At 58.7% G+C, this 20,360-nt stretch carries 16 protein-coding genes and 4 pseudogenes; 14 read left to right on the top strand and 6 right to left on the bottom strand.

Annotated elements, in window-relative coordinates:
- Positions 1-125: 125 nt before the first annotated feature.
- A pseudogene (locus JQK88_RS34440) lies at positions 126-299 on the bottom strand (ATP-binding protein); the annotation flags it as partial.
- Positions 299-1,585 (bottom strand): IS21 family transposase, encoded by a 1,287-nt coding sequence (gene istA, locus JQK88_RS34435; RefSeq protein ID WP_203280993.1) that lies wholly within the window; start codon positions 1,583-1,585, stop codon positions 299-301. The gene istA and the pseudogene JQK88_RS34440, both read right to left, overlap by 1 nt.
- A gap of 265 nt (positions 1,586-1,850) precedes the next feature.
- On the opposite strand from istA, the gene JQK88_RS34430 reads away from it, so the two are divergent.
- Positions 1,851-2,030, top strand: a complete 180-nt coding sequence (locus JQK88_RS34430) for a hypothetical protein (RefSeq protein ID WP_203280992.1) — start codon at positions 1,851-1,853, stop codon at positions 2,028-2,030.
- A gap of 322 nt (positions 2,031-2,352) precedes the next feature.
- Entirely contained in the window at positions 2,353-6,642 is a 4,290-nt protein-coding gene (locus JQK88_RS34425; RefSeq protein ID WP_312037393.1) for a Ulp1 family isopeptidase, read from the top strand.
- Positions 6,643-6,723: 81 nt separating this feature from the next.
- On the opposite strand, the pseudogene JQK88_RS37870 reads toward JQK88_RS34425, so the two are convergent.
- Positions 6,724-6,889: pseudogene (locus tag JQK88_RS37870) on the bottom strand (IS110 family transposase); the annotation flags it as partial.
- Between the two features lie 65 nt (positions 6,890-6,954).
- Between JQK88_RS37870 and JQK88_RS34420 the strand changes: the two are divergent.
- From JQK88_RS34420 to JQK88_RS34410, 3 genes and pseudogenes are all read left to right on the top strand, one after another.
- Positions 6,955-7,148, top strand: a pseudogene (locus tag JQK88_RS34420) (IS3 family transposase); the annotation flags it as partial.
- A 346-nt stretch (positions 7,149-7,494) separates the two neighbouring features.
- On the top strand, positions 7,495-7,734 hold the full coding sequence (locus JQK88_RS37310) for a hypothetical protein (RefSeq protein ID WP_203280991.1): 240 nt from the start codon (positions 7,495-7,497) through the stop codon (positions 7,732-7,734).
- A 255-nt stretch (positions 7,735-7,989) separates the two neighbouring features.
- Complete coding sequence (locus JQK88_RS34410; protein ID WP_203280990.1) at positions 7,990-8,148, top strand: hypothetical protein; 159 nt, start codon at positions 7,990-7,992, stop codon at positions 8,146-8,148.
- Positions 8,149-8,545: 397 nt separating this feature from the next.
- Here JQK88_RS34410 and tnpC read toward each other — a convergent pair.
- The 3 genes and pseudogenes from tnpC to JQK88_RS37710 form a co-directional block, all read right to left on the bottom strand.
- A pseudogene (tnpC, locus tag JQK88_RS34405) lies at positions 8,546-9,544 on the bottom strand (IS66 family transposase); the annotation flags it as partial.
- 137 nt (positions 9,545-9,681) lie between these two features.
- The gene (locus JQK88_RS34400; protein ID WP_203280989.1) at positions 9,682-10,389 is read right to left on the bottom strand and encodes an RES family NAD+ phosphorylase; all 708 of its coding nucleotides are present in this window, start codon (positions 10,387-10,389) and stop codon (positions 9,682-9,684) included.
- A gap of 53 nt (positions 10,390-10,442) precedes the next feature.
- Complete coding sequence (locus tag JQK88_RS37710) at positions 10,443-10,721, bottom strand: HEPN-associated N-terminal domain-containing protein (protein WP_203280994.1); 279 nt, start codon at positions 10,719-10,721, stop codon at positions 10,443-10,445.
- 324 nt (positions 10,722-11,045) lie between these two features.
- Between JQK88_RS37710 and JQK88_RS37080 the strand changes: the two genes are divergently transcribed.
- Genes JQK88_RS37080 through JQK88_RS34350 form a run of 9 tightly spaced genes read left to right on the top strand, consistent with a single transcriptional unit; the run spans position 11,046 to position 19,097 of the window.
- Positions 11,046-11,255 carry a ribbon-helix-helix domain-containing protein gene (locus tag JQK88_RS37080; protein ID WP_203280988.1) on the top strand — a complete coding sequence of 70 codons (210 nt, stop codon included), beginning with the start codon at positions 11,046-11,048 and terminating at the stop codon, positions 11,253-11,255.
- Positions 11,255-12,655 carry a restriction endonuclease gene (locus tag JQK88_RS34385; protein ID WP_203280987.1) on the top strand — a complete coding sequence of 467 codons (1,401 nt, stop codon included), beginning with the start codon at positions 11,255-11,257 and terminating at the stop codon, positions 12,653-12,655. Before JQK88_RS37080 ends, JQK88_RS34385 begins: the two co-directional genes overlap by 1 nt.
- 2 nt (positions 12,656-12,657) lie before the next feature.
- On the top strand, positions 12,658-13,752 hold the full coding sequence (locus JQK88_RS34380) for a DNA-methyltransferase (protein WP_203280986.1): 1,095 nt from the start codon (positions 12,658-12,660) through the stop codon (positions 13,750-13,752).
- 2 nt (positions 13,753-13,754) lie between these two features.
- Positions 13,755-14,747, top strand: a complete 993-nt coding sequence (locus JQK88_RS34375; RefSeq protein WP_203280985.1) for an HNH endonuclease — start codon at positions 13,755-13,757, stop codon at positions 14,745-14,747.
- A gap of 43 nt (positions 14,748-14,790) precedes the next feature.
- Positions 14,791-15,999 (top strand): DEAD/DEAH box helicase, encoded by a 1,209-nt coding sequence (locus JQK88_RS34370; RefSeq protein WP_203280983.1) that lies wholly within the window; start codon positions 14,791-14,793, stop codon positions 15,997-15,999.
- Entirely contained in the window at positions 15,992-16,774 is a 783-nt protein-coding gene (locus JQK88_RS34365; protein WP_203280981.1) for a hypothetical protein, read from the top strand. The genes JQK88_RS34370 and JQK88_RS34365 overlap by 8 nt, the downstream gene beginning before the upstream one ends.
- A gap of 9 nt (positions 16,775-16,783) precedes the next feature.
- Positions 16,784-18,319, top strand: a complete 1,536-nt coding sequence (locus tag JQK88_RS34360; RefSeq protein ID WP_203280980.1) for an ATP-binding protein — start codon at positions 16,784-16,786, stop codon at positions 18,317-18,319.
- An 11-nt stretch (positions 18,320-18,330) separates the two neighbouring features.
- On the top strand, positions 18,331-18,570 hold the full coding sequence (locus JQK88_RS34355) for an HTH-like domain-containing protein (protein WP_203280979.1): 240 nt from the start codon (positions 18,331-18,333) through the stop codon (positions 18,568-18,570).
- Positions 18,567-19,097, top strand: coding sequence for a hypothetical protein (locus JQK88_RS34350; protein ID WP_203280978.1), 531 nt, complete (start codon positions 18,567-18,569; stop codon positions 19,095-19,097). The genes JQK88_RS34355 and JQK88_RS34350 overlap by 4 nt, the downstream gene beginning before the upstream one ends.
- Positions 19,098-20,360 lie beyond the last annotated feature (1,263 nt).

Below are 20,360 nucleotides of genomic sequence, written 5' to 3'. Positions count from 1 at the left end.
TGGCAGCACCACCCGCCAATAGCTGGTCGAGAAGCTCGTTCGGTATCGCAGGCTCTTTGCGTCGGGACATAGTGGGATTCCTTTTTACCCATTATGCCCGCCCGTACACGGAAATCCTGACAGTCCCGCCGCTCGTCGCGCCGGGCGATCTCGCGCGACACCAGGAAGGCCAATGCTTCCCGCAAGTTCATCTTCGAACGGGCAGCTTCGTCCAGCAACGTGTCGAGCTGGTCACGGATTGCCGTCAGCTTCAGCCGATCGAGCGTTGCGATGAGCACGTCATGATCAACGGTCGTCATCACCAGGCCCCTCCGACAACCGCCTCGTATTCCGCGAGCGGTCGCAGCAAGGTGGCTGGAGCGACCTCAATTGGAGCTGCGCGCACTGGCCCTTCGAAGCCGGCAACCCCGACAAAATGAGCGCGGTCCACGATCCGTTGTCGGCGCCCCCGGCACAATGCGTGATCGGCCACCACCTGGCCCGCATGACGGATGATCACCCGGCCGGCCAGAACCACGACCTGGACGCTCTCTCCGATTAGTCGCCAGGGGACGGAGTAACTGTTCGTGTCGAGATCGATCGCGCAGTCGGCCTGGACCTTGCGGACCAGATCCCTCAACTGACCAAACGGGGCACGGCCAGCCAAGGGGCGAAGCGCACGAGCTTCATCGCCAAAGCGTTCCACCGGCGCGACGCCGGTGGTGCCGTGTTCTCGCTGGTCGGCGATCTCGCGTGTCCACCGGTCCAGATGCGCCTCGAACGCCGCCCAGCTCTCGAACCGGCGTCCGGCGACAGCGTTCTTCTTGACGTAGCCGACGCCGCGTTCGTCCTTTCCTTTCGTGCGTGCCCGATAGGGAGCACAGGCCCGCGGCGTGAAGCCCCAGTACCGGGCGAAAGCATGCAGCCGCGCGTTGAACCTCATCTCTCGCGTCACCGCGTCATGGTGTTCGACAAGCGCCTTCGCATTATCGATCAGGACTTCCGCAGGAACGCCGCCAAACCGCAGGAAAGCGCCTTCCATCCCTTCGAACCAGTCGGCCTGGCGCTGTCTCTGCGAGGCCCGGACATGCATCCGGCGCGAATAGCCAAGCGTGGCGACAAACACATGAACCCGCACCCGCTCGCCGCCGATCCAGACACGCGTATCGCCGAAGTCGATCTGCATCTGATGACCGGGAGCCGTCTCAAAGCGGATCGTTGCCCGCTTCTGCGCCTTCAATTCCCGGCGCCAGCGCTTCACCCTCAGCTCCACCGAGCGAAGCCCGATCACAATCCCATGCTCGCTCGCCAGCTCCTGGCGAATGACGTCTGCATTGCCTTCATGGCGGAAAAACCGCTCCCGAAGCCAATCGTCCAGTCCGTCAAATGCCGTTCGACGGACTGGCTGGCGATACGACACCACACCGCCTTCACGAAGGTAGCGACGAACCGTATTGCGCGCGCAACCGAACTCCTGTGCGATCCGTTTCGCTCCCCAGCCAATCCCATGCAGTCGCACCATTGCTGAAACTTCTTCCCCCGACCGCATCTCCTCAACCCGCACCGTTTTCGACAACGCGAGCTTCGATGGAAATTCATCGTGCATCTACTGATCCTCTCAAAAACGAGGGGTCAGTTCTTCGTTTCGTGTGGGGGTCAATTTCTCATTTCGCCTGACAGCCGTCACGGTCTTCCATTCCGCCATGGCCTGCAGGCGACGAATGTGTGTGGCGGGAGCAGAGCGGTTTGAGCGAGGCGGATCGAGCCGAGCGGCACGATGTCGATGACTGGACCTGGGGATAGCCTCTTTGTTCGGATGCTGGAAACAGACCGCCGCCGGCAGTCTGGCGGCGGGATCGTTCGGAAGAGAAATGAAGTACCGCGGGCGATTCCGCCGCGACGCCGTAGGCTTCCAGTTCCTCCTGCGAGGGCTTGACTTCGCCGGCGCCTTCCTCGTCCTCGCTTCCATCGTGCGTCTCCGACTGATCGCTATCGAGTTCGTCCAGCTGTTCTGGCTCGCCCGCGGTGTCCTCGTCGCCGTCGGTCTTTAGCGGCGTCGTGCTTCGCCACCCAGGCCGTGACGCTCTGGATCGGCGGCGCGAATGCCGCTGCCGGATGTAGGAAATGCGCGGTCGCAAATTGCTGGACCAGCGCGGCGCGCGTGTCCTTCATCTTCTGGAGGGGCAAGACCGGCGTATCCTTGCAAGGGGGCTCCAGTGCCGGCAGCGAGAGGCATCGCAATCCTTGATCGAGACCTGCAACATCTACGAAGTCGTTCCGCTCGCCTACGCGTTCCGGGATCGCGGACTTCGTCAGCTTCTCGAAAGTTTGTCCGAGTAGGTTGCTCAGCTGATCTGTGGACGTGAGGCTAGCGTGGACCCGCACAAACTTGACCGATCCAATGTAACAGCTTGGCGGCAGGTGCAGCACGCGGTATCGCGAGAGCAAGCGGGACAGGCCGGGCAAGAGGGCTTTGAGCAGCACTTGGGCGAGGCGCGCCGGGCCGCTGCCCGAATTCCCGCCCCCGGCGTCCCGGCTCTGCCAGACCCGTTCCATCCTCATCTGTCTCAGGGAGACCTGAGCCTCATCGACGCCGCAGTTCAGGCAGACGCTGCGCGGCGGAAACTGCAGCCGAAGACCGTGCAGAATTATGCTGGGGCTCTTCGCAAATTGGGGGATTATCTCGGGTTTCGGGGCGAGACGATTGAAGGGCTTGGTCACGATTCGTTGGTCGCTATCGCTGGCGCCGCGTTCCCGAAGACGCAAATGCGGGCCGCCTTGGAGGCGATTCGTAAGTATCGCGAGCGTAATGCACCGGCTGGTCAAAACAACCAGAGCCTCATCGATGGGCCAGCTCGTGGCGGACGTCGAAGTTATCCCTCTCAAAACAACCAGACCCTCATCGAGAGGGCGATCCAGGCAGACGTCGCGCTACCAGGCGAGGAGGTCCTCATCAACAGTGAGCATGATACAGCGGAGTTGAGACCAGCGAAGAAGCAGAGGACCCTGAACAATCTGCAGGACGTTGCCACTGAGCCGCAGATGAGCGAGATCGGCAATTCAGGCGCTCGCGTGCTGATGCAGGCCGCCACCCATCAAGTGGGTGCATTGCCATCGGCAGCGCAGCCCCTGATGCAAGGGAGCGGACAAGAACACGCCGCGGCGCTGTACGCCGGAGGCGGTGTGCCGATGGCCTCGGCGGTGCAGCCGGGCCAGTCAACAGGGGTTTGCGTAACTGGCAGCACGCGCCCTCTTTATTCCGATGACGCGTCCCTTATCTTGGGATTTGAGCAAGCGATCACCGAATCCAATGGAGAGCATCTTCTCACCTTGGCTCGTTGGCTCTTTGAAAACAACAAGCCGGGCATTGCTGCTCGGTTTGACGACGAGTCGCTGACCTGGGATGTCCAGGAGTTCGAGAGAACGGGTGGTCCTTCGTCGGTCGTTACGGCACTAGCTGATCTCAAGGCGACAGCGAGCGGAGCCCGGCCAATCGTAAACCGAGCTGTCCTTGATCCTTATCCCGACGAAGCACTCGTCCAAAAGTACCAAGCAGCAGCCTTTGCGAACAATCTCCCGTCAAATACCACCAGGAGATATGCACATGCTCTTACCCGCTTTAGTGAGTACCTGCGTAAAAACAACAAACAGGAGATTGCGGCTCGGCTTTACGAGGGGTCGCTGTCGCTGGATGAAGATGTCAGGCGCTATAGGGACTCCGGTGGTGACCAAAAGCTCGGTGCCGCACTGGCCCATCTCCAGAAGGTCCTGCCGCGCGCCGTGCTCGGACGCGAAATTGCCCTTGCTGCTCATCCGGAAGACGCGATCGGCATGGAGGCTCGTTCCATTGGGGACGCCGCTGCGCAGCACAGCGCGCCGCAGGAGGCATTCGGTTGGCCAGAGAAGCTCCCTGGGCAAGGTAATGAAGACGACGCTGTTCTACCATCGTCTCTCGTGCCAACTGCCCACCATCACCAAGCACCGGATCCCGCAGAGCCCTTTCGTCACTTGAACTGGCACCACGGCGACCAGCGCGCGCTGGACGAGCTGATGGGTGCACTGGACAGGAGCAACCTCCCGCCAGGCGACGTTGCCACTGAGCCGCAACTGAGCGAGATCGGCAATTCAGGCGCTCGCGTGCCGATGCAGGCCCCCACCCATCAGGTGGGTGCATTGCCATGGGAAGCACAGCCCATGATGCTAGGGAGCGGACAAGAACACTCCGCGGCGCCGTACGCCGGAGGCGGTGTGCCGATGCTGGGTGCCTCGATGCTGCAGCCGGGTCACTCAACGGCGCGCCATCATCCGCCCGCACCGTTCGAGTTGCGTGACCATTCTCATTCTGTGCCGGCGCCTGCCGGGCCGGCGTTCACCAAGGCTGAGGAGACGTCCTCCGCGGTTGGCGAGGCCGCGCAGGCCGTTCGACAATCTTTGGCTTGGTTGCGGGAGGAAATGGAGGAAATCGAACCAATGCATGATCCCGCCCATCAAGTGGGTACATCGGCATGGGAGACGCAACTCATGATGCCGGGGGACGAGCACGAATACGCCCCAGCATCGCATGCCGGAGGCGGTGGGTCGATGCCCTCGGCAGAGCAGCCGGATCCTCCAATAGTGGTCTCCGACGGTCGCGACAAACGTCCTCTTTATTCCAGCGATGCGACCGTTATCGAAGGGCTGAGGTCAGCACTCCGCGCGGGTAAGGCCAAGGAGAGCACGGTCACGCGCAATGTAAATCCTCTATTCGGCTTTGGTCGTTGGCTCCTTCAAAACAACAGGCCGGGATTTGCTGCTCGGCTTTACCATCGGTCGCTGATTCAGGATCTCAAGGAGTACGAGAGCAAGGGTGGTTCCTCATCCGTGGCTGGCGCACTGGGTCATCTCAAGAAGTCGGCAGGTGGAGCCGCGCCAATGGTGGGCCGCGCTGTCCTGAATCCCCATCCTGACGACGCGGCGCTCGTCAGAAGGTACAGAGCGGCTCTCATCAAAGAGTACGAGGCAGCGCCTGCAACCGGGCCGAGTCCAGATACTGTTGGCGGCTATTCAACCGCTCTTAAACGTTTCAGTCAATACCTGCGTGAAAACAACAAGCTGGGGATTGCGGCTCGGCTTTACGAGAAGTCGCTGGATAAAGATGTCGAGAGCTATAAGGCCTCGCCCAATGGTGAGCCAACGATCGGTGCTGCACTGGTTCATCTCCAAAAGTTCCTGCCGCGCGCCGCACTCGGGCGTGAAATTGCCCCTGCTGCTCATCCGCAAGACGCGGTCGGCATGGAGGCTAGTCCCATTGGGGACGCCGCTGCGCAGCACAGCGCGCCGCAGGAGGCATTCGGTTGGCCAGAGAAGCTCCCTGGGGAAGGTAATGAAGACGCTGTTCTACCATCGTCTCTCGTGCCAACTGCCCACCATCACCAAGCACCGGATCCCGTAGAGTCCTTTCGTCCCCTGAGCTGGCGCCACGACCACCAGCAGGCCGCAGACGAGCTTATGGGTGCACTGGACAGGAGCAACCTGCTACCAATCGAGCAGGTGCCACTCAGATACCGACCACTCGCTCCGCAGCCCAGCTTGCGGGCGGAGAATTCCGCCTCGCCAGAGCTCTTTCGACCGACGATGGAGCAAGCCGTGCCAGCGTTCGCGAGGGCTGAGGAGACCGGCCCCCCAGTCGGTGAGACAATTGATGTTTCCTTCGCCGCTCCCGAGGACTTTTCCCACCGCACCCAATCCGCCCCGGAAACGATGCTCTCGAGCTTGAGCCACTTGGGCCTATTGCCGGACGCGGAACAGCGGGTCATGAGCTACGACATTCGCGGTGAGCGCTACACCGCCGTCTTGGGGACCCGGGGGCCTAATGACGTTCAGCTCATCCATCACCCTCGACTTCGGCCCATGAGTGAAGCTGCGTTAGCGGCACCGGCAAGGGCTCCGTCGTCAGATATCTACCGCGGGCTTGGCTCTCTGATTGATTTGCCGTCCACACCGCACGAGCTGCGTGACGATGCTCATTATGCGCCGGTGTTTGCGAGCACATCCTCCGATGCTCAGATCGGTGCTTCGTATCCTACAGCCTCGTCCCACGACCGCAGCGGGCGGGTGCTCGGCGCCAGGCAATGGCTGGGCGACGAACATATCCTGAGGGATTACGAGCTCCTGGAGCAGGAGTTGCAGGGGAACAATCCAGATCTCGCCGCCCGGACGCGGTTCGTGGATCCGCTCGTAGCCAATTATCATCTGCGCTTGGGCCCCGAGAGCGTCACGCTAAGCGCATTCCAGCGCATCGTGCATAGTCGGAACGGTAACGATACAGCCGACTTCCTGTTTGTGCCAGTGAACGACGCCAGTGCTACGGATCCTAGTCGCCGCGGCAGCCATTGGTCGCTGCTGTTGGTTGATCGCAGCGACCGGGAAAGGCCGGTTGCTTATCACTACGACTCCAACAGGGGATACAATGACAAGCCTGCAGCAGAGCTCGCAGCAAGGCTGGGCGCCGGTGTGGAGTCTCCCGGCATGGCCCAGCAGCGGAACGGTTATGATTGCGGCGTCTTTGTGGTGGACGGCACGCGGGCGCTGGTTAGGCGATTGCAGAGATGGCAGCCAGGCCTGCTGAACCTCCACAACCTCGTCGTCAATCGGCAGGCATTGCAAGCCCGACTCAGGGACTGATGTCGGCTTCTGTTGATAGAGCTGGCTGGAGCGGCGTCTCTTCTCGCCGACACCAGCCAGACCGTGTGTGCGGGTGACCTGAACGAGGGGATCTGCGCGTGTAAAGAACTGCAGAAGGGGTGTCTCGTCGAAAGCGAGCTTTCTGAACAGGCTTGCCGTCGCAGCTCAGGCCAACGACGTGGAAGATGTTCTTGCCAACATCGATTCCATAGACAGCTGCGGATCGCGGCAAATTGCGATGCGTCATCTACTTCCCTCCATTGATCTGACCTCCTCATGATGAGCGAGGAAAACGGGGGGACCATCCCATTAATGGTAGGGCCCGCCGCCAAGCGCGAAGCCGTCGTGCATCTGCAGGCCGTCATGGGCCTGTAGGAACGGCACGCCTGTTCCATTGTCGGCGCGGATCGCAAGATGATCCGCTACCGGTCGTGTCGGCCACCGGAGACAGAATTACGCGGCAGCCTTCGGATCTCGCCAACGAGCGGAGACGCTTCGCTGATCGTTTCTTCGCGATCTCCTCGGGGCTGAACAGCCCGGGTAGCTGGCATGATCGGTCACCGTGATTTTTCGGGGTGAACGTCCTCTTTCCGATGCCGTATGCCACGTGATTTCCGTCACGAAGACTGCTCGATCTGTTGCGCGAGCTCGCTCGGCGAGCTGCCGTTCAGGCCCTTCCCCGCCGGCCACACTCCGGCAGGGCCCGCTGGCGGAGATGTTTTGAGACTTGGGCCAAGAGCGCCGTCGGCAAAAGCTGCAGAAAACCTTCTCCTCGCTCCAGCCGCTGGCGACAGCGCCCAGATCGTCGGGCGAACGCGCAACTCCTCGCGAATGTCATCGATGAGAAGATCGATGCTGCAGTTCTTGTCGACGATGCTGGGCGAGCGTTTCGCGGCTGACCGGCTCGCTGGCAGTGAAAAGCCATGGAAAGTTACCTTGCGCAGTTTCCCGCCGCACCGCCACGCGCGAGATTGGCCGCCCGCAAGACCTGGTGCAGATATTTTCGTCGACGGTGGCGCTAGCTGGCGCCATGGCGACGCCTACGGTTGCAGTCGTTGTCGGATCTTCGACGATGTCGGACATGAGACATAAGCGCTATCGGCGCCGTCGCATTGTTCTGAAACGATTTTCTCATTTGGCACGACACATGCAAGGCTCTCCGCAAACGCGCTGCGGCAAGGGGCCATCTGTCTCCGTCAGGATCCGATCGGTTGGGAATTCGGTGACGAGGGCGCCCCCTCCGATCCGAGCGGGGTATCTCAGCAGCGACGGACAAATAGCAGCCGAGCGTCGCGTCTGATTGGGCGCAGGAGTTCTCGTGGTGGATCTGCTCATGCGGTGATGGACATGGAGATCTCGCGCCAGCTCACGGACGGCGCCGACGCGATCATCCCGTCGAACAGACGCCGGCTTTGGTCGCTCATGCCGGCGATGTTATCCCGATGCCACCATCGCATCGTCGGACAAAAGCTCCTCGACGACGAGTTCCTCGCCCCTGGGCGCTGAGTCTATCCGGCGCTTCTTGATGCCGTCGGAAATCCCTCTCGAGACGGTTGGAGATTGCCTTCTCATATTCCATCCGCCGCAATCCTCTTCAGCCGGACATTGCCGCCGCCCAACTTCAACTTCTGAACACCAGGAGCACATACACCCTGAAACCGGATGCCCGGCAGGAGACTGAGCTCGCTGCCGGGCCGGGTACGCCTTGGGAGGTGGCGTAATTCAGCGGCTTTTCGCGGCCATGAGACGACTTCTCCTCAGTCCGAACGCGTTTTGCCGATAGCCTAGCATGTAGCGTGCCAAAACAAAAAAGCATCTAAAAACAACTCATAGATCAGATTCTGCTACGTTGCGTACCCGACATTGTCGGGCATCGGACAACACTGAACGGTAAGCGGTTAGCTCATAGCGTAGCCGGATTGAAGTTCCACGGCATGAGCTGATCGATGCGGGAGATTGTCCAGCCCTTGGCGATGCGCTCAAGGGTTTGCTGGAGCCAGACGAGTGGATCGACGCCGTTCATTTTTGCCGTCTGCAACATGGTGGCTATGGTCGCCCAAACGCGTCCCCCGCCCTCGGAGCCAGCGAAGAGACTGTTTTTTCTGATTATTGTTTGCGGCCTGATGTCGCGCTCGACGATATTGGAGTCGATTTCGGCCCGCCCGTCGATGAGGAAGTGTTCGAGCACCGCGCGACGTGATGTTGCATACCGGATCGCCTCGGCCAGTTTTGACTTTCCGGAGATGCGAGGCAATTCCTTTTCCCATAGCCTGAACAGGTGGGCAACGATCGCCGCGGACCGATCCTGGCGTGCAGCCATGCGAGCCGCCGGACTATGGCCCCGGATTTCATCCTCTACCTTCCACAAGCCGGCCATCGTCGCGACCGTCTGTGACGCCAGACGCGAAGCACCGCTGATGTGCAACTCATAGAAGCGCCGGCGTAGATGCGCCCAGCATCCTGCGAGCGTCATTGCATCATTGGTGCCGGCACTTGCCTTGTCGAGCTTGGTGTAGGCGGAGTATCCGTCAACCTGCAGAATGCCGGTGAAGCCCGCGACGTGCCGTGCGACACACTCGCTGCCGCGACTGTCTTCGAAGTGATACGCCACCATGGGCGGCGCTGTCCCGCCAAACGGCCGATCATCGCGGGCGTATGCCCATAACCATGCCTTCCGGACTTTGCCGCTGCCCGGCGCAAGGGTCGGTAACGACGTCTCGTCCGCAAACATCCTTTCAGCTTGGCGGATGCGCTCCAATACATGATCGGCCAGCGGTTGAAGCTCGAAGCCGACCTTACCCATCCATTGCGCCATCAGCGCGCGGCTGAGTTCGACGCCATCGCGGGCATAGATGGCTTCCTGTCGATAGAGCGGCAGCCCATCGGCATATTTGGAGACCGAATAGCCTTCTTTCATCTCGTTGATTTACAAACGATTTATGGCATATCCGGTTCTGGTGTGCAAGAATTTGTGTAACTCATTGCACCCAGACTCTCTGCTCTGCACGACCTCGGCCCGTCATGCGGCAGCGCCCAAAATCACCATCTCGGTGCATTCAGAGCCCAATCCGCGACCCGATCCTTCGACACGGCGCGATTCGACACCTTGCGAAGCTCTAGCCACCTATCTTGCTTCAGGCCGTAGTAGTCCCCGCGAAGCTCTGGCGGAAGGACGACATTATCTTGGTCCGCGAACAGGACGATGGAGCTTCCGCCGGCGCGGCGTGTGCTTCGATAGCGAACACCGTCAACCTGGCGACCGTCAACGGTTTTGACGGTCCGCAGATATTCCGCCACGATTTGGGTGGGAACGTATTCAATATGGATTTTATCGTCGCGAGCGATCGGGCGAGAGATATCGCTTTCGACTTCTTGAAGGAACCGTCGACGCGGGCGCGGATCATATTCCATAGAGTCGGGAATTTCCCAGAAGATCGAGGGCACGGGCGGAAGGTTGGTCAGGTCGAGGATCGTTGCATCCCGCAGAGTTTCGAAGACCCCAACGGCAAATGTCCCAGCTTGGTCCGCGACCTCCGCCAAGGCCGTAGCGCTCTCCTCGGAAGCATAGAACACAACGATGCCGGGCGGGCTCATGCGATTTGCCTTTGCCAAGGTCTTGGGAGGGGGTCCCAGATCTGCCGCAGTTCTGAACTGCCCTTTTTTGGCCTGGTGCCGAGCCCTCGTCAGCATTGTGCCGGACGGCAGGGTCACAAACAGCCGGGCGTCCTGCGCATACTCGAAGATCATTTCGAGAACCTGAGCGGGCTCGTAAAGCTCGCCGGTAGGATAGCGTCGCTCACTCAAAAAAAGTAGCGCCGCTTAAATTTAACGTACTCACAGAACTGTTCCCAACTGATTGATAGGCGCTGCTCTGGTGTGAGCGAAAAAGGGTGGGCTTCTGACCAGAGCTCGTTGTCGATGCCATCGACGATCGCGTTCAGGAGCGTGCCGTCGCTGTCTCGCGGTAAATCAAGCCCAATCATATCCGACAGCAGTTCGTAGGTAGTGTAGGTTGGGAGTTGGTACCCCCCTTCCGCAGACTCCCAAGGGACTCCGGCGTTGTCGGGGTTGTCGTAGATGTTCTGAGATGCCTCGTTCGATCAAATCGACGACATCGTCCAGCGGTGCGGCAATCTCGCGATGACCGCGCCTGCCGCAAAATGAACAGCGCTTGCGTATGGCGGCCCATTCGATGAAGCCGCGAATCTCCTCGTCACCGAAGCAGAGATTGCAAACGAACTGGTCCTCGCGATAGCGCCGCATGATCTGACCCTCAAATCCTGCCGCGCTAGGACACACGTGGGATGCATTGGTGCCTGTTCCTTGTGCACGAATATCCCGACGCAGCTATTCCTCTTTCGTTCCCGTGATAACGTGGTGAAGAAAACACCGAGGCGAATCACATGGGGCGGCCTAGAACCGACAAGCATCCGGCACGACTCACCGTTACGCTGGAAGAGGAAGACTATAAGGAGGTCTGTGCCAGGGCCAAGCGCAATGACGTGTCAGCTGCGTGGGTCATTCGCCGAGCGGTACAGGACTATTTGGGCCGATCGTCTTCACCGATGTCTGCACCCAGGAGGCCTGCAGGACGCATGGAAAGCCGGAAATAATGGCTATCCAGCGCAGCGACCTCCCGTTCGGCAGCGAATTTTCACCGTCGCAAATCCACCTACCAGAGCTGCTGGAGATCGTGAACCGTCACCAGGGTGACTTTCACGCCTTGGAAGCCGAAGTCATGGCGACCTATTTTTCCAAGCATTCCGCTCAGCCTGAGCCAGACCAGGACGGCGAGTACAACCGCGGCAAGCTCGCCAACAACTGCAAGCTCGGCATGATCGCCTACGGCCTGATCGATCGGCAGGCGCGGTTTACGCCCTTTGGTCAGGAGCTTTTTGACCTTCGTGGCGACGAGCAGGCGCTCTATGAGGCGCTCGCCAAACATATCCTTCTCAATTTGAAGGGCATGACCCTTGTCCAATGCCTCCAGGACATGGTGGCCGCCGGCGAGGAAATTACGCTGGATACGCTGCGTCATTCATTGGAAGAACGCGGTGTGCTGTTCCCCCGTGGCGGCAAGCATCCCAGCATGATGCGCCTGTGGCTTGCCAAGGCGGGTGTGATCGTCGGCAACCGCTGGCAGGTGAACACGATCCGCTTGCGGGCCGTCCTAGGAACCGACCCTGAAGATTATCCGACACTGGCCAAATTTACCCCTCAGCAACGAGCGTTTCTGCTCGCCCTAGCCAACACGGGCATAGCCGAGCCGCAACCGGCCAACGAGATCGTGAAACTGGCCTCAGCCACCTATGGCGTGCGATTCCCGGACAAAAGCTTGCCCAAGGATGTCCTCAACGCCTTGAGCGCCGCCGGCTACATCGAGGCGACGAAAACCACGACCGGACGGGGAGCAAAGCCGTTTCTGGTCGCGCCCACGGCCAAGGTCGACGCCGAGATTATCGGTCCCCTCCTCGACCAGCTGAAAGACCAAGTCGATCCGAAGCTGCTCAGCCTGCTCACCAAGCCATTGGCTGAGATCCTCGAGGAAATAAAATCGGAGGATCGCTACGTTTCCGGGCTCGGCCTCGAGGCCCTCGCCTTCAAATTGATGCGCAACCTCGCCATGGACTACGTGGCAACCCGGCTGCGCGCTAGTGCCACGGGCGGCGCTGAGGTTGATCTGATTTTCCAGTCAGCACGGCTGGTCTATTCGCGCTGGCAGGTCCAGTGCAAGAACACCGCGCGGGTGGCGCTGGATGACGTGGCGAAGGAAGTCGGGCTGACGCACTTCCTCAAGAGCACCGTCATCGTGATCGTCACGACAGGTGAGATCGGTTCCGAAGCGCGGCGCTACGCCAACAAAATCATGAGCGATTCCAATCTGGCGATCGTCATGATCGACCGGGCCGACCTTGAGGCCGTGACGGCAAGTCCGGCCTACCTAATCGACGCATTCCGCCGTGAGGCAGAATACGCCATGGCATTGAAAAAAATCGACTTGGGGGCTGTATAGCAATGAAAAAAGTAAAGCCCCTGCCCCTCTTCCTTACGACCAAGCTGGGACGCATCTTCCACGCCGACAGCCTCGACGTGATGAAGGCGACGAAGGCGTCGACCGTCGACCTTATCGTCACCAGCCCGCCTTTCGCGCTGACCCGGAAAAAGGAGTACGGGAACGAGCAGGAAGACGCCTACCTGAACTGGTTTCGCGATTTTGCGAAGCAGTTTCATCGCATCCTCAAGGACAGCGGGAGCCTGGTGATTGACCTCGGGGGAGCCTGGAAGCCTGGTGCCCCAGTGCGCAGCCTGTATCATTTCAAACTGCTGATCATGCTGTGCGAGGAGTACGGCTTCCACCTGGCGCAGGAATTCTATTGGTGGAACCCATCCAAGCTACCGACCCCGGCCGAATGGGTGAATGTCCGACGCATTCGGGTCAAGGATGCCATCAACACGGTATGGTGGCTGTCGAAAACCGAGTGGCCGCGCGCCAACAATCGGCGCGTGTTGCAACCCTATAGCCCGAGCATGGAACTGCTGCTAACCAATGGCTACAAGGCAAAGCTGCGGCCATCGGGGCACGATATCAGCGACAAGTTTTCGGTAAACAACGGGGCGGCCATTCCGCCGAATCTCCTGGCCATCCCCAACACCGAGAGCAATAGCGCGTACATGCGCTACTGCCAGGACAAGGGCATCAAGGCGCACCCTGCCCGGTTTCCGGCCGACTTGCCGGAATACTTCATCCGTATGTTGACCGATCCCGGCGACTCCGTTTTCGACCCGTTCGGCGGCAGCTGTATCACCGGCGAAGTCGCGGAGCGGCTGGGCAGACGCTGGGTCTGCGCGGAATTGGTGGAGGAGTACCTGGACGGCGCCATTGGCCGCTTCTCAAACCCGGCAACCGAGCGAGCTATCGCCAAGGACGAGGAGGGTTTTTACAAGATTCCCCGCCCTGGCCTGCTTTGGAACGGTCCCGATCCGATCCCGCTTGACCCAGAAGGTGGCCGCAAACGTCCGGCGACCACTGGCAAGAAGCCCCAGCGGTCGACAGGCGGCTCAATGGCGCCCGAGACACCTTCCATCGCAGCTCGAGCGCTGGACGAATAGCCATGGCCCGCCTCAATAAACCGGATCTCGTCGCCCGTTTTGTCGAAGCGCCCAAGATAGGCGGTTGGGGCGTGCTTTTTCTATCGAAAGACGAACATCCTGCGACATTTCAGATTTTCAAAGAGGGCAGCAACTTTGCCGTTCGGGTCTATATCTGGAACATAAGCCATGGGGGCAAGGGACGGAATCCGGATGAATTCCGGATCCAGGTGACTGGCTTCGATCAGCTTACAAACCCGGCCGGTGTTAAGACGGTCATTCTCGGGTGGTGGGATGACGCCGAGGTTTTCGCCGGCTGGGATATTCGTCAGCACCTCGCTCCACTGGGTGCCTCACCCTCGATGCAGATCTCACGCGCTACTCTACAAGATGCATTGTTGAACGGCTTTGCTCCCTATCGGAACGCCAAGGGTGAAACCGCCATAGCCATCCGTCCGGACTTCATGGGCACTTATCTGCGTTTTCTAGATGACCTACATGACAGTGGAACAGTGCCTGCCGAGGCCGCCCTCCTCGAGAAGCTGAGCGCAGATCCGGACGACGTAGACGAAGCCGAGATCGATGCAGCCGTTGCCGCAGCCCGCAAGCATGCAATCGTAACCACGCGCAAGGCATTGCGGGCTCTCGATTTCAGCAAGAGGATCCTAGGGGCCTACGGCCACCGTTGCGCCATGTGCGGCACCCAGCTGCGCCTGGTTGACGGAGCCCATATCCTTCCTGTTGCTCATGCTGACAGCACGGATGAAACGTCAAACGGGGTTGCACTATGTGCAATCCACCATCGTGCCTATGATCGGGGCCTTGTCACGTTCAAACCCGACTATTCTATCGTCCTCAATGAGGTCATGGCTTCCAAGCTGAAAAAAGATGACCGCAGCGAAGGCCTCAAAAGCTTCAGGGCAGGCCTTCGGCCCGTGATCCACATCCCACCGGACAAAAAGGATCGGCCGTCTAAGAAATTCGTGGCCTCAGCGAACAGCCTCAGAGGATGGTAATGCACTTCCGCGCCTTCACATCTGGACAGCAAGAGGAGCCAGAATGAAGAGTTGGAAGCTCGCTTATGAACCCCGCGAATGGCAAACCGGTGCGCTGGAGCGCTGGAAGGAAAATGATGCCGGCATTGTACAGGTGGTTACCGGCGGCGGGAAAACAGTATTTGCCCAACTTTGCATGCTGGATTTCTTTTCATCGGAGTCCAACGGCCAAGTTTTAATCGTAGTCCCGACGGTATCGCTGCTGGATCAGTGGTGCCTGGCTCTCCAGGACGAGCTGAATGTTTCGCCGCGACAGATAGGCCTGCTGAGCGGCCAAGAGCGGCCGACGGGCGATGAGCCGATTATCATCGCGGTGATCAACTCGGCTCGCCGCTTTAGTGCGACCTTTGCAAAGGGCCGCCGCGTGTTTCTCATCGTAGATGAGTGTCACAGGGCTGGCTCCCCGGCCAATGCAAGAGCCATGGAAGGTGAATTTGCGGCCACCCTTGGCCTGTCAGCAACCCCCGAGCGAGAGTACGATGAAGGGTTCAGTGCGCTGGTCGCGCCAAAATTGGGGCCGATTATCTACGAATACACCTACAAAGACGCCGCCCGGGATGGTGTGATCAGTCCCTTCTCGCTGACAAATGTCCACGTCGACATGCTGCCCGACGAAGAGGATCAATATCAGCGTCTTTCAAAATCGATCGCACGCTCCTTGCGCAAGGGTAACCCCGGCGAGGGCCAGGAAGAAAGACTGAAATGGCTGCTTCAACAGCGGGCGGCGGTCTCTGCGAACGCCACGATGCGCATCCCCGTGGCGATCAAGCTGATAGAAGCCCACCGCGGAGAGCGCGCCGTCATCTTCCATGAGCGAATCCTTGCAGCCAATACGATTCTAGCCTCGCTTCTGAAGCGAGGCCACCGGGCCACCATATACCACGCCGAAATCGGACCGGACGTTCGGCGAGACAACCTTCGGCTTTTTCGTAAGGGACACTTTGACGTCCTTGTCTGTTGCCGGGCATTGGACGAGGGGATGAACGTGCCTGAGGCAAGCTTGGGCGTGGTAGCCAGCTCCACGGCCAGTCAGCGTCAGCGCATCCAGCGCCTGGGGCGTATCCTCCGTCGAGCTAAAGGGAAAGACTCCGCCACTGTTTACACTCTCTTCTCAACTGATGAGGAGAGGAAGCGCCTGGAAACGGAAGCTGCGAACCTCGAGGGGATCACGACGGTGACATGGCAAAAAGGTCGGGTACGAGCCGATGCCTAGGCTGTTTCACCGTGGCGAATGGTTCGTGGAATTGTCACCGACAGCCCTTGCCGAGGCGGAATTCGAGAGCCTGCTCATGCAAAATTCAGCCATCGTGCGCGCTGCGTCCTGGATCGTTCCCTTTAAGAAGACGGTCTATGCAGGCGGCGAGTCGGCGAAGGCGGACTTGGCCATCATAGCCCATGACTACCGGGAATGGGTGGTGGTCGAGGTTGAAATGAAGAGGTACGACCTGCACCGGCATGTCATCCCCCAGATCAACACCCTGCGAAAAGGCCTCTACGGCCAGGAACACGCGAACTATCTGGCTTCCAAGAGCAAAGATCTCGATGCTGCGAAAATATCTGACATGCTCCGGGGCGAAGCCCCGGAGGTGCTGGTACTGGTAAATAAATACGATGACGAATGGGGCCGCGAAATCCGTCGGTATGGCGCCCACATGATGACATTCGAGATCTATCGGTCAGAGCAGTCCAATAGACATATATTCGCGATTGACGGCGAGTTGCCCCCGGTTTCCCAGGATGTCTTGAGTGAGCTTTCCTTTGGCCTTGTGCCCCGTTGTTTGTCGGTAAAATCGCCGGCACGGCTGGATTTTAAGCCGGGCGAAAAGGTCGCAATCCTCGTGGATGGTCAAATGACCTTTTGGGAGCGTTTCGACACCGCCAACCAGTGCTTTGTTACGCCGATAGGTACAATGCCGATCGAGCAAGGTAAAAAATATGCATTGGTTCGAATGGAAAATCAGCAGTACGCTATAACGACCATAAATTGAGGGGGGAACATGACATTCAACATAGAGATCGGTCTTAACGCCATAGCGAGCTATCGGCGGATGAACTATGAGATTTGGTATGCTTTGGCCGAATTCGTCGATAATTCCACACAGTCTTATGCGAACAACAAAGACGCGTTAGACGCAGCCTATGAACGTGAAGGCGAAAAACTCGAAGTTAGAATCACTTACGAGCGCCAGGGCAACGATCCTGTACTCCGGATTGTCGACAACGCGATGGGCATGGACTACGCCGAGTTGGAACATGCGCTCAAGATTGCTAATCCACCCGCCATCAATACGGGGAGATGTCGTTATGGCATGGGGATGAAAACGTCTTCATGCTGGATTGGCAATAGGTGGTCCATAGCTACAAAAAAGCTGGGCGATACGCGGGAATATACCGTCGAAGTCGACGTCAAGCGCATCGAAGGAGGCGATCCGACACTTGATACGAAGACGATTGACGGACTTTCCCCTGACGAACATTACACCCGCATCGAAATACGGGAGCACAATCGGGAGTTCAAGGGACGTACAATCGGTAAGATTAAGGACTTCCTGAAGTCTATGTACCGGGTCGATTTTCGGAATAACACGTTGGACCTTTGGTACAACGACGAACTTCTATCATGGGAAGAGTTTGAATCGAAACTGCGACGCAATCGAGCCGGTGAACCTTACAAGCGAGAGTTCATGTTCGATATCGAAGGCAAAATCGCACATGGTTGGGCTGGCGTTCTGGACAAGGGTGCACGTGCTGACACTGGCTTCTCCATATTGCATGCCGATCGGGTCGTGAAAGGTTGGCCCGACGCATGGAGGCCCGAACGCATCTTTGGCATGAACCGAAACGATCTGCTCAACCAGCGACTGCTAGGCGAGATCCATCTTGAGGACTTCGAGGTGACCCATACCAAAGACAACATCCAGTGGTATGGGGATGAAGAGGAGCTTTTCGAGAAGAAACTGGCACAGGAGATCAGCGACCTCATCAACATTGCGAGGACACCCTGGAAGGACCAGGAGGATGGCCGTCGACCGTCCGAAGGCGAGATCGACCTGGCGATTTCTGGCCTTCGGGACGAGCTTATGTCGCCTGAAATGGTCGACAAAATCTCAATCGAGGTGCTGCCTCCCGAGGAGGCAATCAAAGAGTCGCTGTCGCGGATTGCTGAGCCTGTGAAAGCAGGTCGAGCGGCTGATATCCAGGCGACGGTTGGGGACCTAAAAGTATGGGTATATGTCGTCAGCACCGACATCGGACCGTATGACCCCTATGTGGTCTGCGAGGCCGGCTCAGATGGAAAAATCATCGTTATCATCAACATGCAGCATCCGCATGTGTCGCAGATTTCCGGTGAGCAAGGCATCATGAACTATTTCCGGCATTGCGTTTATGACGCCGTTGCAGAGTGGCAGGCTCAAAAGCTTCGCTCCAAGCTTGATAGCAACACGATCAAAATGCTGAAAGATTCCCTGCTTCGCGTATCCCTTCTGATAGAACAGCATGCGACGGCGTCTGAGGAAAGCGTGGCGGAATAATTGGTGAGCCTATGACGCCTGCCGAAGCACTGAAAAAGATCAAGGTTGCGATCGAGACATCGCCGCCGAACGGCTATACCGCCGAGCTCCACCTTCAGGTGATCAAGTACGCCGAGGTTCTGGAGGGCGTATCCGGCAAAGAGTTCTGCGAAGCCGTCGGGCTGACGCCGGCCTACAGGACTGAATTTGCCAAGATGCGAAAGATCGCCGGCAGGCTGGTGAACGCCGGTCTTGACGTGGACCGGATATGACGACAGTCGCATCAAACTACCTTTACTCGACGCTGCGGGAGCGCATCGTCGAGCACGTGTTCGTTGGGGACGCTCTTCGCGAGCTGTGGCGGCTCGGCGTTTACGATGTTGAAGTGCTCCGGTCGGAATTCGACGCCCATGGCTACGACCTGGTTATGGCGAAGGGAAATATTGTTCGGCACATCCAGTTCAAAACCGGCACGCAGAAGAAGCCCGGCACAGTGTCGCTCTCCCGTGCCCTGGCTGAGAAGCCCAGTGGCTGCGCCATCTGGATTCGGCTGGAATCCGACCTTGGCATGGGCCCGTTCTTCTGGTTTGGCGGGGCGCCTGGGCAGCCGCTCGCGGCGCTTGACCACCTTCCCAACTCTCGGCGCGTGACACCCAACAAGGATGGGGTCCGGCCAATACGCAAGAATCATCATGAAGTGCCGGGCGCTGCATTCGTGCCCCGCAGCAGCTTGCGGGAAATTCTGGTCGATCTGTTCGGCGATCTGAAGCCGACGCTCGTTGTAGAGGAGCCAGAATGATCCCTGCCCTGCGCTGCCCTCGCAATCTTCTGGAGTAGCCGTCCTAACCCTCAACAGAGCGCTAGATTATGATGACGATCGATATGAAGGCGGCCAATCGGCTCCCTCCCCGCGGCGACGAGCTGCTCCGCACGTTCACCAGATTCGAATATGCGCTAAAAGGACGGCGGCTTCGCTAAGGCCGGTCGCAAGAATGTCGTCGAAGCGGACTGGGACAGGTTTGCGTCGAAGGATCTGAAGGCGCCCTTCTTTGCTGCCGTGAAAGCCAAGGCTTTAGCACCAACCCTGATGACCAATCCACGGAGCCGCCAAATCCTGCAGGGCAGCACGTTGGGGTGGGAGGTTGTCGCACCCCCGGCCAACGTGACCGAACTCATGGGAGCGGTCAGGCGTGTACGCAACAATCTTGTCCATGGGGGCAAGTCCGGTGACCAAGATTCCGATAGGAACGACAACTTGGTCGCCGAGGCCATTGAGGTCTTACTTGAAGCGCTCCGGACTCATGCAGATCTGAGGGCAATCTTTGAGAGACGCTGGTAGAGAGGGTCCGAGAAGTTCGGCGTCCACCCCAGGCGATACAACTCGTCCTTCACAACGAGCATAGCGTGCCGGTTGGAGGTGCAGCCCGGCGTGATCCGACCCTCGACCTCGTTCGTCCAGTCACGAGATGTTGTGACATCAATGTGACATGGCGAGAACGTCATTGAGTGCGCTCAATTCAAGTCATTGAAAATATTGGTGGGCGGTACAGGATTCGAACCTGTGACCCCTACCGTGTGAACTACAAAAGGGAGAAATACCAAAAGCACTACAACTAGCTATCTACCTATAAAAGCGTCATTTTTCTAGTATTAGTATTAGTATTAGTATTAGTCATTACTATACTTTCTATGTCACATTTGATCGAAATCGGTGACATGGAAGTGACATGAAATGCCAAATCTATTTTTAGAAGATTCTATTGTGAAAACTCTGACCTGCCCGGCGGGAAGGGACCAGATCACGTATTGGGATCATCCTATCGGACAAGATGGTCGGATCCGCAATGGGTCGGTGTCGGCTCTCGGTTTGCGCGTTACAGCGTTGGGCAGAAAATCCTTCATTCATGACTACAAATTCAACGGCAAACGTTACCGTGCGGATTCCGAGGTCATCGCGCGCACCGTTCCGATTTGATCGCGCGCGGCATTCCGAAGTGATGGCGCGCAGCATTCCGAGAATTAGCCGCGCAGAATTCCGAGACGATCGCGCGCAGTTCGGAGT

It is taken from the genome of Mesorhizobium caraganae, assembly GCF_016836705.1.
GTDB classification, from domain to species: Bacteria; Pseudomonadota; Alphaproteobacteria; order Rhizobiales; family Rhizobiaceae; genus Mesorhizobium; species Mesorhizobium caraganae.
The sequence above is the reverse complement of the archived record's forward strand: the minus strand, read 5'-3'. Positions and strand labels throughout refer to the sequence as shown.